Origin of the sequence: Brevibacterium sp. HMSC08F02 (assembly GCF_001807555.1) — a bacterium.
GTDB lineage: Bacteria > Actinomycetota > Actinomycetes > Actinomycetales > Brevibacteriaceae > Brevibacterium > Brevibacterium ravenspurgense.
In genome coordinates this window covers 1-14,943 of the sequence record NZ_KV789364.1, presented here as the reverse complement: position 1 = coordinate 14,943, position 14,943 = coordinate 1, and the positions used below count along the sequence as shown (strand labels likewise).

Annotated in this window: 15 protein-coding genes; 8 read left to right on the top strand and 7 right to left on the bottom strand. The window is 61.8% G+C overall.

Annotated features, from left to right (window positions below; all coding sequences use genetic code 11):
• The first annotated feature begins 72 nt into the window (after positions 1 to 72).
• The 5 genes from HMPREF3172_RS08110 (at position 73) to ettA (ending at position 6,404) form a co-directional block, all read left to right on the top strand.
• Positions 73 to 1,785, top strand: a complete 1,713-nt coding sequence (locus HMPREF3172_RS08110) for a GTPase domain-containing protein (RefSeq protein ID WP_070516689.1) — start codon at positions 73 to 75, stop codon at positions 1,783 to 1,785.
• A complete protein-coding gene (locus HMPREF3172_RS08105) occupies positions 1,782 to 3,371 on the top strand; it encodes a GTPase (RefSeq protein ID WP_070516687.1) in 1,590 nt (529 codons plus the stop codon). The genes HMPREF3172_RS08110 and HMPREF3172_RS08105 overlap by 4 nt, the downstream gene beginning before the upstream one ends.
• 147 nt (positions 3,372 to 3,518) lie before the next feature.
• Positions 3,519 to 4,076, top strand: coding sequence for a single-stranded DNA-binding protein (locus HMPREF3172_RS08100; RefSeq protein WP_070516684.1), 558 nt, complete (start codon positions 3,519 to 3,521; stop codon positions 4,074 to 4,076).
• A 67-nt stretch (positions 4,077 to 4,143) separates the two neighbouring features.
• Positions 4,144 to 4,674: a DUF6993 domain-containing protein gene (locus tag HMPREF3172_RS08095; RefSeq protein ID WP_070516681.1), complete on the top strand. Its 531-nt coding sequence runs from the start codon at positions 4,144 to 4,146 to the stop codon at positions 4,672 to 4,674.
• 47 nt (positions 4,675 to 4,721) lie between these two features.
• Entirely contained in the window at positions 4,722 to 6,404 is a 1,683-nt protein-coding gene (gene ettA, locus HMPREF3172_RS08090; RefSeq protein WP_019175417.1) for an energy-dependent translational throttle protein EttA, read from the top strand.
• Positions 6,405 to 6,481: 77 nt separating this feature from the next.
• Here ettA and HMPREF3172_RS08085 read toward each other — a convergent pair whose 3' ends face one another.
• Positions 6,482 to 7,390 carry an acyl-CoA thioesterase gene (locus tag HMPREF3172_RS08085; protein WP_070516679.1) on the bottom strand — a complete coding sequence of 303 codons (909 nt, stop codon included), beginning with the start codon at positions 7,388 to 7,390 and terminating at the stop codon, positions 6,482 to 6,484.
• Between the two features lie 99 nt (positions 7,391 to 7,489).
• On the opposite strand from HMPREF3172_RS08085, the gene HMPREF3172_RS08080 reads away from it, so the two are divergent.
• Together HMPREF3172_RS08080 and HMPREF3172_RS08075 are read left to right on the top strand one after the other, a co-directional pair.
• On the top strand, positions 7,490 to 8,026 hold the full coding sequence (locus HMPREF3172_RS08080; protein ID WP_062021683.1) for an acyl-CoA thioesterase: 537 nt from the start codon (positions 7,490 to 7,492) through the stop codon (positions 8,024 to 8,026).
• Positions 8,027 to 8,028: 2 nt separating this feature from the next.
• Positions 8,029 to 8,691, top strand: a complete 663-nt coding sequence (locus HMPREF3172_RS08075; RefSeq protein WP_083281471.1) for a DUF8185 domain-containing protein — start codon at positions 8,029 to 8,031, stop codon at positions 8,689 to 8,691.
• Between the two features lie 17 nt (positions 8,692 to 8,708).
• Here HMPREF3172_RS08075 and HMPREF3172_RS08070 read toward each other — a convergent pair whose 3' ends face one another.
• The 3 genes from HMPREF3172_RS08070 to pepN all read right to left on the bottom strand — a co-directional run bounded on the left by HMPREF3172_RS08070 (position 8,709) and on the right by pepN (position 12,918).
• Positions 8,709 to 9,152: a globin gene (locus tag HMPREF3172_RS08070; RefSeq protein ID WP_019175413.1), complete on the bottom strand. Its 444-nt coding sequence runs from the start codon at positions 9,150 to 9,152 to the stop codon at positions 8,709 to 8,711.
• Between the two features lie 60 nt (positions 9,153 to 9,212).
• Complete coding sequence (locus tag HMPREF3172_RS08065) at positions 9,213 to 10,235, bottom strand: mechanosensitive ion channel family protein (RefSeq protein ID WP_062021677.1); 1,023 nt, start codon at positions 10,233 to 10,235, stop codon at positions 9,213 to 9,215.
• A 70-nt stretch (positions 10,236 to 10,305) separates the two neighbouring features.
• The gene (gene pepN / locus HMPREF3172_RS08060; RefSeq protein WP_070516676.1) at positions 10,306 to 12,918 is read right to left on the bottom strand and encodes an aminopeptidase N; all 2,613 of its coding nucleotides are present in this window, start codon (positions 12,916 to 12,918) and stop codon (positions 10,306 to 10,308) included.
• Between the two features lie 149 nt (positions 12,919 to 13,067).
• Here pepN and HMPREF3172_RS08055 point away from each other — a divergent pair, with 149 nt between their 5' ends.
• On the top strand, positions 13,068 to 13,529 hold the full coding sequence (locus tag HMPREF3172_RS08055) for a ribose-5-phosphate isomerase (RefSeq protein ID WP_070423698.1): 462 nt from the start codon (positions 13,068 to 13,070) through the stop codon (positions 13,527 to 13,529).
• Positions 13,530 to 13,937: 408 nt separating this feature from the next.
• Here HMPREF3172_RS08055 and HMPREF3172_RS08050 read toward each other — a convergent pair whose 3' ends face one another.
• The 3 genes from HMPREF3172_RS08050 to HMPREF3172_RS08040 all read right to left on the bottom strand — a co-directional run.
• Complete coding sequence (locus HMPREF3172_RS08050) at positions 13,938 to 14,159, bottom strand: hypothetical protein (RefSeq protein WP_070516675.1); 222 nt, start codon at positions 14,157 to 14,159, stop codon at positions 13,938 to 13,940.
• Complete coding sequence (locus tag HMPREF3172_RS08045; protein WP_230310978.1) at positions 14,156 to 14,440, bottom strand: ArsR/SmtB family transcription factor; 285 nt, start codon at positions 14,438 to 14,440, stop codon at positions 14,156 to 14,158. Before HMPREF3172_RS08045 ends, HMPREF3172_RS08050 begins: the two co-directional genes overlap by 4 nt.
• Before the next feature lie 236 nt (positions 14,441 to 14,676).
• A partial coding sequence (locus HMPREF3172_RS08040) for a hypothetical protein (protein ID WP_218078935.1) occupies positions 14,677 to 14,943 on the bottom strand: 267 nt, incomplete at its 5' end.

Here is a 14,943-nt window from a genome sequence, read left to right as displayed (position 1 = left end):
GCACAGCAAGCTGTCCCGCCCTGTCCGGCGCGGCGAGTGGAGACAAGCTGAAAATTTCGTCAAAGTGAGTACGTGACTTCCCACCGACTGAACCTGCGTGCCAAAGCAGTGCCGATCCTTTCGGACGCTGCGGCGCGAGTGCGCGCTGCCGACTTTCCCCTGCACACGCAGAGGGCTGAAGAGGGTTCCCAGCTTCAGCGCGCTCTGGGCACGCAGATCTCTGAGTACCTGCTTCCGCGTCTTCGTGACCCCGATGCACCGCTGCTGGTCGTCGTCGGCGGGTCCACCGGCTCTGGCAAGTCGACGCTCGTCAATTCGATCGTCGGCGAAGAGCTCACAGAGTCCGGTGTCATCAGGCCCACCACGGTGTGGCCGGTGCTCGTACACCATCCGGAAGATCGGTCCTATTTCGCTTCCGACCGGATCCTGCCGCACCTCCAGCGCACCCGTGACGGCGGTGAGGGCGCTAAAAGCCAGCAGAAGCTGCGCCTGGTGGCCAGCACTGCCGTGCCGCGGGGACTTGCGATCATCGATTCGCCGGACATTGACTCCGTGCGCGATTCCAACCGCGAACTGTCCCGGCAGCTGCTGTCGGCTGCAGACCTGTGGCTGTTCGTCACGACTGCTGTTCGCTACTCCGACGCGGTCCCGTGGGACCTGCTGCACCAGGCCGACGAACGTGGCACATCAGTCGCCGTCGTCCTGAACCGCGTGCCGCCCCAGGCCAACCGCGAAGTTCGCCACCACCTGGCTCAGCTGCTCGCCGAGGCGGGGCACGGATCCGCGCCGATCTTCACCGTTCCGGAACTGAAGTTGGAAGACGACCTCATTCCCGAGGCAGCCGTGTTCCCCCTGAAGTCGTGGGTCGAGAACCTGGGGAGGTCACCTCGTGCCCGGACCGCGGTCCTCGAGCGCACCCTTCAGGGCGCCTTGGCCTCGGTGCGCCCACAAACAGAAGTCCTCGCCGACTGCGCAGAAGAACAGGTGCGCGCTTACCGCGAACTGCAGGAGGCCGCAGAAGGCAGCTTCGGCGCGGCCGGCAGGAGGCTGGGCGAGGCTCTTGTTGCCGACAAGGTGCTGCGCGGTGAAGTGCAGGCCAGATGGCAGGACTTCGTCGGCACCGGCCAGTTCTTCCGCGGTCTCGAACCGACCGTCAGCCGTCTGCGCGACCGCATCACCTCAGCCGTCACCGGCCGGCGCGACAGTGCCGATCTGCTGATTCAGGCGATTCTGTCCTCAATTGTCGTGCTGGTGCGCGAACAGGCCGTTCGTGCCTCGGGTTCGACAGTCGACACGTGGCAGGAGCTTCCGCACGGACGACCCGTTGTTGAGCGTCACCCCGGCCTTGGCTCGCTGCCGGCGGGCTTTGACCAGCTGTGCCGTCAGCGCGCTGCCGAATGGGCCGCGAGTGTGGAAGACACCGTGCGCAGCGTCGGTCAGTCGAAGACTGCGAAGGCCCGCATCATGTCCTTTGGCGTCGCAGGTGTTTCCGGGGTGCTGATGTATGCCGTGTGCGCCGGTGCTGGGGGAACGGGGGCGCCTCGTACAGGCTCAGCAGAGTACGAGGACCGGCTGGCAGTGCACCGTCTGCTCAACACGATCTTCGGTCCGGAAGCCACAGAAGAGCTCGCCGCGAGTGCGCGCCGGCGCTTGCTTGACACAGGGCTGAGTCTGCTGTCGAGGGCCCGTGAGCCCTTTGAAGACGCGCTTGCCTCCGTTGCCGTCAGCGGAACCCAAGCTGATGATCTGCGCGCAACCGTTCGCCGACTGGAAGGCCTGACGTGAACCGCTCCGACGAACTGTCCAAGGGCATCCGCACCGCGCTCGACCTTGAAGGCGGTGCGCTGTCCGCTTCAACCGCGCAGGCTGCCGCCGAGGTGCTCCGTCGGGCCGAAGCGCGCCGCGGTCTCGGCAGTGAGCACACCGTGGTGGCCTTTGCAGGTTCCACCGGCTCCGGTAAGTCTTCTCTGTTCAACGCGGTCTCCGGCCTTGAAATCGCCGAGGTGGGGGTCCGCCGACCAACCACCTCGGAACCTATTGCATGCGTGTGGGGCGAGGGCGGAGACGACCTCCTCGACTGGCTCGAAGTTCCCAACTCCCGGCGCACGTGGCGCGAATCCGCTCTCGACGGGGATGACGAAGAGCCGCTTCGCGGTCTGATTCTCATTGATCTTCCCGACCACGACTCGACCGCCTACGCCCACCGGGAAGTCTCGGACCGGCTCATCGACATGGTTGACGTCGTCTTCTGGGTTGTCGACCCGCAGAAGTATGCGGACTTCTCGCTGCACAACCGCTACCTGTCGAAGATGTCAGCGGCAGCCGAAAGCACCGTTGTTGTGCTCAACCAGGTTGACCGCCTTGATGCCGAACAGAAGAAGGCCACCCTGGGCCACCTGCGCAGCCTTCTGGAAGCCGACGGCATGGAAAAGGCCACAGTGGCAGCCGCGAGTGCCGTCACACGCGAAGGCGTGCCCGAGATCCGTCGTCAGCTGGTCAAGATGATCGAAAGCCGCGAAGCCGGCAAACGCCGCATCGAACAGGAGCTTGCCGATGTCGCCGGGCGCATTCGCGCTGAACTGGGCCGTCCGGTTGACGACCCGGAGCAGATTCCCCAGTCGGACATCCTCATCGGCGCTATGAACGAAGCCGTCGGCACATCGGCCATTGCGCAAACCGTGCACGATGACTACGCCCGTCGCGCATACGCCAAGACCGCCTATCCGCTGCTTGCCAAAGCATCCCGCGGAAAAGCCGACCCGCTTGGCGCCCGCCACGGGGGAGACCGCGAAGTTCTTCTGCGGGCGGCACAGCCGGAGCTGACACAGCCGCAGACCGCACGCATCAATCTTGCGGCCCACGAGGTCATCAGCGGTGCCACGCGCAGACTACCCGCAGCGTGGAAGCGCGCCGCGGCAGCAGCGGAAGATCAGAGTGCCGCTCGCATTTCAGCAGATCTAGAATCAGCTGTCTCGAGTGTCGACATTTCGCATCGCCGGCCCGGCTGGTGGGGTGTTGCCAGCTTCTTCCAGTGGCTGTTCTTCATCCTCACGATCCTCGGGATCATCACCACTGCAGCGGCCGCTGTCTTAATCTTCTTTTTCCCGGAAATTCTGTGGACGGCCCTGCCGAACATGCGGCTCAGTGTCTTGGGCCTGATTGCCGCCGCACCGCTGGTGATTGGCATTATCGGCTCGATCATCACGTCCGTCTTGGCCGCGAATGCCAGGCGCAAGGGCGCTGATGATGCCCGAGCCCAGGTGGAAGAAGACATTGAGCGAGCAGTTCACTCGGCCGCGAAAGACAATGTGTTCGAACCTGTGACGCGGCTTCTGCGCAAGCACAGGGAAACCTATCACGCTCTGAGCTGAGCAGCTGGGCGTCAGTGCTCTGACGCTGACTTGTGCGCTCGGCCCTGTGGACGGTCCTCCGGCTTTCCACAGGGCCTTTTGCACTCTTCTCTGAACGTTTGCGGCTGGTGACCATTGCTGTACCTCTTCTGATCGAAAGGAACAGCAATGCAGCACTACACCTACCTCGTCGGCAATGTCGGCAGCGATATTCGTTCGGGCACCGCTTCGAACGGCAGCACCTGGGCGAGCTTCCGTCTTGCGGTCAACGACGCTTACCGCACAGATGACGGCACGTATGTCAATCGCCCAACCACCTGGTACGACGTCAAAGTCTGGAGGCCCTGGGCCATCAATGTCGCAGGCTCCCTGCAGAAGGGCCAACGGGTCATTGTCATCGGCCGGGTGTCGATGGACCAGTGGGAAACCGAGACCGCCAGCGGGGAGCGTTTGACTGTCAACGCCCACGCGGTCGGTCCGGATCTGTCCTTCGGCATGGCGGTGTTCCGCTCCAATTCAGTTACGGCCGAAGAAAACGAGAAAATGGAAGAAATCAAACAGCGCCACAGTGACAGTCCGTGGGCCAAAGTCGACGCCCCCGCGGCAAATGATGCCGGAGACTCGGATCAGCCCGCGGTCTCTGTCGACAGCGGTTCCTCTGCCAGCACGGACAGCGAACCGCAGATGGCGGGCGCCGGCGCCGGGGGAGAAGGCCCGCCGTTCTGATTTTTCTGCCCCGTGCCCGGGCCGGCCTGCGAGTGCGGGCGCCGAAAAGGTACTACAGTTGTCTACTGTGAAACTCTTCGGCGCCCGCGCAGCAGCGGTTATCTCTTCCAGCGGCCTGGCCGCTCTTGTGCTGTCCGGCTGCGGGCTTTTCGGATCGGCCTCAGAACCTGAGGGCGGCCCAGCCGGCAAACAGACTGCGGAAGTCGAAAAAGTTCTCAAGGTCATCGAACCGCTGACACAAAAAGACGGCATCCCCACGAGCGAAGAAACCCTCAAGGTTCTTCAAGACGGGGGTTACAAGCCGGAGAACATCGCCGCAACCCTTGACAAATCGCCTTTGGACCACGATGTCCCCTCGAAGGTCTTTGCCGTCAAAGTGAAGAAGGGCTGCGTCATTGGGGAGATCCGCAACGGCGGGGCCACGGCTGCCCTGTACCCGCCCTTGAAGTCCAATGACGACTGTCTCATCGGCGAAGTCGACCGCCCCAAGGGTGTGAAAATGCCCGCGGGTGAACAGCGCGAAGAAGGAAGCGACGACAACGGTGCGGGTCATCTTCCGGGCGAAGACATGCATCAGCGCAAAGACGACGGACTCTGATACCTCGGATTAGCTGATCGGGAGCCCTGCCGATACCCTTAGGTGCTATGGCAGAGTTCATTTACACCATGCACAAAGCGCGCAAAGCGCACGGTGACAAGGTTATTCTCGACGACGTTTCCATGTCTTTCTTCCCCGGTGCGAAGATCGGCATGGTCGGCCCCAACGGTGCCGGTAAATCAACCATCCTCAAGATCATGGCTGGGCTCGACCAGCCCTCGAACGGCGAAGCTCGGCTGTCGCCCGGCTACACGGTCGGCATCCTGCAGCAGGAACCGCCGCTGAATGAAGACAAGACGGTCCGCGAAAACGTCGAAGAAGCAGTCGGCGACATCATGGGCAAAGTCGCTCGCTTCAACGCAATCTCCGACGAAATGGCACAGCCAGACGCCGATTTCGACGCGCTCATGGAAGAAATGGGCAAACTGCAGGAAGAGATCGACAACGCCGATGCGTGGGATCTTGATTCGCAGCTGGACCAGGCCATGGACGCGCTGCGCTGCCCTCCCGGCGACGAACCCGTCACCCACCTGTCCGGTGGTGAGCGTCGCCGTGTGGCACTGTGCAAGCTCCTGCTGGAAAAGCCGGACCTCCTGCTGCTGGACGAGCCCACTAACCACCTGGACGCCGAATCCGTTCTGTGGCTCGAGCAGCACCTGAGCACCTACCCGGGCGCTGTCATCGCGATTACCCACGACCGCTACTTCCTCGACCACGTTGCGGAGTGGATTGCCGAAGTCGACCGCGGACAGCTGTACCCCTACGAGGGCAACTACACGACGTACCTTGAGAAGAAGAAGGAACGTCTCCAGGTGCAGGGCAAGAAGGACGCCAAGCTGGCCAAGCGCCTGGCAGATGAACTCGAATGGGTTCGCTCCAACGCCAAGGGTCGCCAGACCAAGTCGAAGGCACGTCTGGCCCGCTACGAGGAAATGGCGGCAGAAGCCGAGAAGACACGCAAGTTGGACTTCGAAGAAATCCAGATTCCGCCGGGCCCGCGCCTGGGAACCGTTGTGATCGAAGCAGAGAACCTGCAGAAGGGCTTCGACGGTCGCAAACTCATCGACGGGCTGTCGTTCTCGCTTCCGCCCAACGGCATTGTCGGTGTGATCGGCCCCAACGGTGTGGGTAAGTCCACGCTGTTCAAGACGATTGTCGGACTGGAAGAACTCGACGGAGGCACCCTCAAGATCGGTGAGACCGTCAAGATCTCCTACGTCGACCAGTCACGTGAGGGCATCGACCCGAACAAGTCCCTGTGGGAAGTTGTTTCGGATGGCCTCGACTACATTCAGGTCGGCCAGGTTGAAATGCCGTCGCGCGCCTATGTGTCCGCCTTCGGGTTCAAGGGCGCAGACCAGCAGAAGAAGGCAGGTGTGCTCTCCGGTGGTGAGCGCAACCGCCTGAACCTGGCGCTGACGCTCAAGCAAGGCGGGAACCTGCTGCTGCTTGACGAACCGACCAACGACCTCGACGTCGAAACCCTGGCATCGCTGGAAAACGCTCTTCTCGAGTTCCCCGGCTGTGCCGTGGTAGTTACCCACGACCGCTGGTTCCTCGACCGTGTGGCCACGCACATCCTCGCGTGGGAAGGCACAGAAGAGAACCCGGCTCAGTGGTACTGGTTCGAAGGCAACTTCGAAGGCTACGAAAAGAACAAGGTTGAACGCCTCGGTGTAGAGGCAGCTCGCCCGCACCGCACCACGCACCGCAGACTGACGCGCGACTGACGTACAGCCGCTGCCGCTCACAGCGCACAAACATGTGGGGCCCGCCGAATACGGCGGGCCCCACATGTTTGTATGAGTCAGCTTTCCTTCAGCCGCACCATGCCCTGCTGGGCGACGGAGGCTGCGAGTTCGCCCTTCTGGTTGTAGATCCGACCAATGCCCAGGCCCCGCCCGCCATCGGAAGACGGGGAGGACATGTCGAACAGCAGCCAGCCGGTCACGTCGACGTGCGAGTGCCACCACATGGCGTGATCGAGGCTGGCAATCCGCAGGCGCGGATCAGCCCATGTGAGACCGTGAACGCGCAAGCTCGGTTCAAGCATCGCGAAGTCACTGGCATAGGCCAGGATCGCGGCGGTCGCAGCACGGCTGTCTATGCCTGTAAACGGCTCCTTCAGACGCGCCCAGAAGCGGTTGATGGGTTCGGGTGAGCCGAGAAAGCCCGCGTGAATGTCGGGCGAAATGGGGCGGATGTCGAAAGGCCGCTGCATGAGCCATTCCCGCATCCGCTCAGCTCGGGTGAAGCGGGTGATATCAAGCTTTCCGAGGATTTTCTCCAGGCTCGGCAGCGCTTCGGGGTGGGGGAGAGCCTGCGGCATGGGCTCGCGGTGCTCAAGGCCGGGCTGCACTTTTTGAAACGAGGAGATTCCCGACAGGATCGGCATGCCCTTTTGGTAGGCCTGGACTCGCCTGGCTGAGAAAGAACCGCCATCACGCAGATCCTCAACGCCGATTGTCGTTTCTTCGTCGACGGCGCCGGCCCGCAGGAAGTAGCCGTGGAAGGAGTGGATGGGGCGGTCGTCATCGACCGTGGCCGAGGCTGCCATAACGCACTGAGCGAGGACCTGCCCGCCGAAAAGCCTGCCGTCCGGTTTGGGCTGATTCCACACCCGGAATCCGAACTCTTCACCGCCGGCGGGAGGATCTGTGAGCTTTTCGAGCTCGATGATCTTTTCGAGAACATTCTTGTTGCTGGTGTCGGCCATGCTGCTCCTTCGTACGTACCTTGGCTCAGGATACGCAGAAAACTCTCGCTGTGGCCCGCATCTGACACGCGTTGAGTTCAGTCATGCGAAGATGGCGGCATGACCGAACTTCACAATCCACTCATCGACGGCCCCTTTACGCGAACGCTCGTGGAGCTGCGTTGGGGTGATATGGACGCCTACGGGCACGTCAACAACGTGACACAGCTGAAGCTGTTGGAAGAGGCGCGTGTCAAAGCGTTCGGCTCTCCGACTGCGGCACGCGATGTCATTCCCGGTGAGCTGCCCGGCGGTGAGCGCACGGATGCTTTCGGTCTTGTCATGCCGCCGGTATTCCGTGAGGCTTCTGCCGACGTGCAGATCCTGGTGTCCGGTCACGCGATTGACTACCGCGACCCCATCCCGTACAGAGACGGTCCGATCGCAATTGATGTGTGCATCGTCAAGATCACGCCGGTCATCATCAAGGTCGGCTATGTGATTCTCGAACCGGATGCTTCGAAGGTCTATTCGGTCGCTGAATCTGATCTTGTCTTCGTAGACGGGGAAACCGGCCGCGCGCGCCGTTTGCGTGATGACGAACAGGCGGCTTTCGCCGACTGCGCCGTCGGTCCGCTTCCGCTCAAGCGGAGGTGAGCGTGGAACAGCCGGCGTTTGAACTGCAGGCGGAAGCCGACGCTGCCGATCTGCGGCAGTTCACTGCGCGTATGCAGCGTGTCGATTCCGGTGCTGCACTGCGGCTGACCGGAGTAGGGGATGTCCTGGTCGTCTCCGGTGCTCCTCTGTACCCCAAGGGCCTTGGCGACGAACTTCCGCTGGTCATTGCGATGCGCGCTCTGCGTCTGCGCTCGGCATCTGCCGACGGGGTCGATGCGGTGGTTCCGGCTTCCGGGCTTACCGACCGCTTTGCCCGTATGGATCGCACCGGGGGACTGGACCTCAGTGTTCCCCCTGCCGAGGTGAGGATGCCGTGGGCGGCCGTGACTCCACCTCGTGCGGGGTGGGAGGCGGCAGCGCAGCTGCCGGTTCAGCAGCTGCGGGAAGCCGCCGCTGAGGGAATTGCCGCTGTGGCGGAAGCCTCACCTTCTGGTGCGGGAGCGCTGGCCGTGGACAAGGTTCGCCGGATGGTGTGGTCGCGTCCGCTGCCCGGCTGTGAGACTGCTCCGCTGGGGGCAGCTTTCGGCATGGACGTGGCTGGTTTTGCCGTGGGTGAGACCGCGATGGTCTACCGCAGCGGTCCGTGGCTGCGCTTTGCGACACCTGCGGGTTTCATCATCACCCGCTCAATCGAGGCAGGCTGAAAACCCTGCCGGTGCAATCAGAGCAGCCGGCGGCTGGGATCGATTCGGTGCTCGTCTGAGTCTTCGTCCGGTGTGTTGAGCATAGCTGTGGCGGCACGCTCAAAGTAGTCCCACATGAGGCTGTCGTACATGGGCGGCAGGTTCAGCTGGTCAAGGGCGTGGCGCATGTGCTTGAGCCAGTGTTCGCGTGATTTCGGCGTGACGGGGAAGGGCGCGTGGCGCATGCGCAGGCGCGGGTGGCCACGCTCTTCCTGATAGGTGGTGGGGCCGCCGAAGTACTGTTCGAGGAACGTCTGCAGGCGGTGCTTGGCTCCTTCGAGTTCGTGGCCCTCCGGGTACATGGCGATGAGGTAGTCGTCCTGTGCCACGCCGTCGTAGAAGGTGTCGACAAGGGTGGTGAAAGCTTCGTGTCCGCCGACCATGTCGAAAACGCTGGCGGGGCGCTCATAACCGTTTGTCATGCCGTCATTGTCTCCTATGTGCTTCAGCAGTGGGTCAGGCCGTCGTTTAGGTCGCCTGGTTCAGCTGCTCGAGGCGTGTGAACCGTCGTCGGCATCGGCTCCGGTCGCAGCCGGTGGTGCCTGACCCGGTGTCTCCTTGATGACCATCTGGTCAGGCAGGGCGATGGCGACCCCGGCCTTGTCGAACTCAGACTTGAGGCAGGACCGGAAGGCTCGGGCAATAGCCCACTGTTCGTTGGGGAGGGTTTTGATGAACACGCGGATGGTTGTCGACGAGCCGGTCAGTTCCTGAATGCCGATGATCTCCGGGTCTTCCATGATGACGGACGCACGGTTCGGGTCACTCATGAGCTGGGTGATGGCGCGGGTGATGATGTCGGTCGCAGTGTTCTGGTTGATGTCGACGGGTACGGGTACATCGACAACGGCCCGCGACCAGCCCTGTGACTGGTTGCCCACGCGCAGGATTTCTCCATTCGGCACGTGCCACAGGGTGCCCTCGACGTCGCGGATGCGGGTGGTGCGCAGGCCAACCTCTTCGACGGTGCCGATTGCCTCGCCCAAGTCGACTGTGTCGCCGATGCCGTACTGGTCTTCAACCACGATGAAGAATCCCGACAGGTAGTCGCGCACGAGTGACTGTGCACCGAAGCCCAGCGCGATACCCGCCACACCGGCCGAGGCCAGGATCGGCGCCGGGTTGATGCCGACCTCCTGCAGGACCATGAGTCCCGCGATTGCCGCCACGATGATGGTTGCGAATGACGACAGCAGGGAGCCGACTGTGTTGGCTCTCTGTGCGCGTCGTGCCCGTGAAACGGGGTCGGAACGGGTTCCGTCGTCGTAGTGTCGGCGTTTGTTCGCAGCGGTCGTGCCGTCAGCGATCTTCCGTGCGAACTTGCCGATCATGCGGCGCAGAATCAGGGACGCAATAACCGCAAACACCACGATGAGCGCAATGCGCAGCGGAGTGCCCAGAAGGGCGGTCCACCACGCCGGATCGGATGCGGTTTCAGCGATTTCGCCGATCGTGTCGGTTGGTGCCGGCGAAGGGGTCGAATCAGCAGATGTCAATACAGTCATACGCCCTCAAGTGTAGGAAGTGAACATCAGAGGGAGCACAAGGAACGCTGGCCGTGCGCTTCGTGTGCGGTCATGGATGTTCGCTGCGGCGCTGGACCGCCAACGCCCTCCGTGCTCGGTCGAGGTTCTCCACCATTGTTCGCTGCAGTCCGCGGTTGGCCTCCCGGTGTTCCTCCAGCCACTGTTCGGCCATGGCGACTGTCGCTTCGGTCGCGGGCGGGAAAAGCCACAGGGTGAGCGTCTGTGCGATCTCAAGGGTTTGTGTGTCCCACCAGCTTTCAGCCCGGGCGAAGTATTCGGCCGCAAAGTCGTCGAATGGAGCCTCTGCCGTGATGAGCGAGCCGTCAGATTTCTGCAGTCCGGAGGCGAAGCCGCGAGCGGTTGCCGAGAGTACGGCGTTGGGCAGGCCGCTGTCTTCCGTCAGAGCTCTGAAAGCGGCTGTTTTTGCCGCCGGGGTGGGAATCGAAGCTTCGGCACGTGCGGCACTGCGCTGACCGGCGGCGGTGTTATCAGCTTGGAGCGTGCGCTCGATGTCGTCTTCGCCAGCGCGGTTGTGACCGGCCAGGGCTGTCAGCATGTGCCAGCGCAGTTCGTCGTCGAGCTTCTGACCTTCCGGCAGCGGCTGTTCTCCGCTGAGCAGCTGGGCGAGAAGCCGCAGCTGATCGTCTGACTGGGCGAAGCTGACAAAACCGCGGAGGAACTGGAACTGTTGGTCGCTTCCCTCCGGGGCGGAGCCGGCGGCAGCCCACAGCGCCTCGGCAGTGCGTTCGGCGGCAGTGTCCCGCAGGGCCGGGGGAGTGTAGGAGAACACGGCTGTTTCCAACTGCCGCAGGTGCGTCTGCAGACCAGTCGAATGTACGAGGTGCTCAAGGTTGTCGCAGACCAGGGAAATGTAGTCCGTCACTGGGATCTCGGCATCGCGGGCCATGTCCCATACGGAACCCAACACGACAAGCTGCGTCAGCGAATCATTGAGGTCGCCGAAATGCGTGCGCACAGTCTTCAAACCGCGTTCATCCAAGCGGACCTTCGCATAGGTCAGATCCCCGTCATTGACGACGATGAGGTCAGGCACCGGTGTGTCCTCATCGACCGGCACCTCGGCCGCCTCACCATCAACATCGATTTCGTGCAGAGCAGTCCGCTTAAGCCGCCCCTCGAGAACCGAGTACAGACCAACCCCCAGACGGTGCGGGCGGAGGCTCGGCACCTCGTGACCGGGCAGAACACAGGGCTGCTGCACCACAGTGAGTTCTGTCAGCAGACCGTCCTCCTCCTCGTACTGCGGACGGAGGATGTTGACACCGCTCTCCTGAATCCACAGTCGAGTCCAACGCTGAAGATCACGGCCCGAAGCAGCCTCGAGCTCTGTCAGAAGATCAGCCAGACGGGTGTTCGACCAGGCGTGCTTGTCGAAATACGACTTCACGCCCCGGAAGAAGTTCTCGCGGCCGACATAGGCCACCAGCTGCTTGAGCACCGAAGCGCCCTTGGCGTAGGTGATTCCATCGAAGTTCGTTTCGATGTCCACAAGATCGCCCATACCGGCTGCAATCGGGTGAGTGCTCGGCAGCTGGTCCTGGGCGTACGCCCACGACTTCTCAGACGCAGCGAAGGTTGCCCAGGCTTCAGAGAACTCAGTGGCCTCAGCAGTGGCCAGCGTGGACATGAACTCGGCAAAGGACTCATTCAGCCACAGATCGTCCCACCACTTCATCGTAACGAGGTCCCCGAACCACATGTGGGCCAGCTCGTGCAGGATCGTGACCGCACGACGCTCCACGGCCGCTTCGGTGGGGCGGGAGCGGAAGACGTAGTCCTCCACAATCGTCACCGCACCGGCGTTCTCCATTGCTCCGGCGTTGAACTCGGGAACAAACAGCTGATCGTATTTCGCAAAGGGGTACGGGGTATCGAAGAGCTCTTCGAAGAAGACAAAGCCCCTCTTGGTGATGTCGAAGATGTTCTCCGGGTCCAGGTGATCAAACAGGGAAGCGCGCGCATACACGCCAAGCGGCACCGTCGAACCGTCGGAGCTGACCAGCTCATCGTGGACACTGCGGTAGGGGCCCGCAACAAGCGCGGTGATGTAACTGGAAATGCGCGGTGTGGGAGCAAAGCGCCACGACTTCAGGCCCTGCCCGTCAAGACCGAGAACCTCAGCATCGGCGCCCGGCTCAGCAGGTGCGGGAGTGGGGGAGTTCGACACCACGTCCCAGTGTTCGGGAGCAACGACCGTAAAAGAGAAGTCCGCCTTGAGATCCGGCTGCTCAAACACAGCGAAGACACGGCGGGCATCCGGAACCTCGAACTGGGTGTAGAGATACACCTCGTCATCCACGGGGTCCGTGAACCGGTGCAGACCTTCACCGGTGTTCATGTAGAAGAATTCAGCATCGACAGTCAGAACATTGTCTGCGGCAAGGTCGTTCAGGAGAATGCGACCAGGACGGCCCGCAGCTTCAGGATCAACAGAGCGGCCATTGAGAGTAATGGAGTGAACAGAATCGACAATGGCATCAATGAAAGTCGACGAACCAGCCTGAGCAGAGAAGCGCACAGTCGTGACAGACCGGAACGTTTCACCCTTCCCGGTCAGCCCCAGCAGGACTTCATAGGAATCCACGCTGACAATCTCAGCGCGTTCAGCGGTTTCAGCTTCGGTCAGGTTGTACTGTGCCACGTCGCGTCCTCTTCAGGTAGTCGAACTGAGCTCATTCTCAGGTGAACTGAACTCATTCTTCCACGGTGGGGAAGCACAGGCTGAAAACCGGACCGCCAGGCAAGAACACTGAGCTGAAAGAGCAAGGCGAAAGTCGGTAGGCTGAGGGCATGCGAATTCACTTGGGAACAGACCACGCCGGCTATGAGTTCAAAGAAGCCCTGAAAACACACCTGCAGACCCGCGGTTTCGACGTCGTCGACCACGGAGCACTGGAATACGACGCACTCGATGACTACCCCCAGTTCTGCATTGATGCAGCCCAGGGCGTTGTTGACGACCGCCGCGATGGAAAAGACTCCCTCGGCGTTGTCATCGGCGGTTCCGGCAACGGCGAGCAGATTGCGGCAAACAAGGTTCAGGGCGCTCGCTGTGCTTTGGCCTGGAACGAAGAAATCGCCCGCCTGGCACGACAGCACAACGACGCCTGGCTCGTGTCGATCGGCGCTCGCCAGCACCCGGAAGACCAGGCAATTGCGATTGTCGACGCGTTCCTTGACGAACCGTTCTCGGAAGACGAACGCCACGTGCGCCGCATCGGCATCATCTCGGACTACGACAGCAAGCGCTGAAGCTGCGATACTGGGCGCTTCTACCGCGCCAATGTGCTGAACTGTCCGGCATAGACGTTCAAGGCCCGAACCAACCGGTTCGGGCCTTGAGTCTTTTGCGAAACTACCCATCCACCTGCAACGGCACTAACCACAGTGGTGGTTTCCGTCGGTTTCCGTTCCCGGTTCCGTCGGCTAGTGGGGCTGAAGAGGTAGCGGGTGGTGTCACATCAGGAGGTTCGTCCCCAGCCCTAGCCTGTATCCGCGAGGGAGGCAGGCCAGCACCCCGACCGGAGACACACCCCGCCGCCAAAGCCACAAGCAAGTTTATGTTGCTGGAGGTCTACGCGACGCGCTTAGCGCATACGTTGTGACAGCCCATAGCGCGGAGCCAAAACCACCGCGCCCCTTGTTTAAGGAAGAGCCTGATTACTCGGGGATCTCGCTGAGTTGGGCCTCAATCCGATCCAACCGCTCGGTGATGTTGCGTAGGTGCTCCACGATGAGTTGGTTTGAACCATCGATCGCCGTCGCCGTTTCGCGTCGTGCGCTGGTGACGGTGCGTACCACCCAGACGGTAAGAGCAACGAAGATCGCGAGTGGTAGTGCGGCGGCGAGGATGATAAGAAATACGGTAGCGGTAAGTGTCACGAAGATTCCCTTTTCTGTTCTTGATTAATCAGGTGCCTAATGTGGTCTGGAGTTACTTCAAGCTGAAACGGAGCGACCCAGTAGTGCTTCCTCACTCGGCTCTCTCCGAGCTGTTCCAGGCCACTCTCGATGAGTCCAGCAGCTTCCAAGCGGTTGAGGTGCTGGTAGAGCAGTGGCCGAGACATCCCGAGTCGGCGGGCCAGCTCACTGACATGGGTCGAATCCGTCTCTAGGGAGGCGATAATTCGCAACCGAGGCTCACTTCCGAGAGCACTGAGCATCTGAGCGAGCCGTGCTGCGTCCATCATCCCTCCGTATCGTAATCGAACGATGTCAGGTGTAAGTATATGCTTACAGTCAGCGGTGTGCAAGTTCTGCCGGGTCTGGCGGAGACGCTGCCCGACTTAAGACGTGGCCGGTGTCCCATCACGTCCCCTCTTCACCCTCCCCAAGAAGAAACCCAGCCGCAGCACACACCACAGCTGGGTTCCTTCATGGCTTACAGCGTAGCCGGCAGCTACAGCTGCTCGATGTCTACATCACCGTCGAGAATCCGCGGCGATACCTCCATGTGAATCCCGCGGTAGGGGAGCATTGCGCGGATGATGTCGTGGGTGATGTCGAATCCTGGAGCTGGTTCGTCCCGAAGTAGGTGGTTCAGGCTAGGGCAATAGTCCACGCCGGGAAACTCGTCCTTGGCTTCGGGAACACAGCCGTCCGGGTCGTGGGTCGTGCAGCGAATAACCAGGTTGTACTGATCGGGGAGGTTAGTTAATCGTGTGAT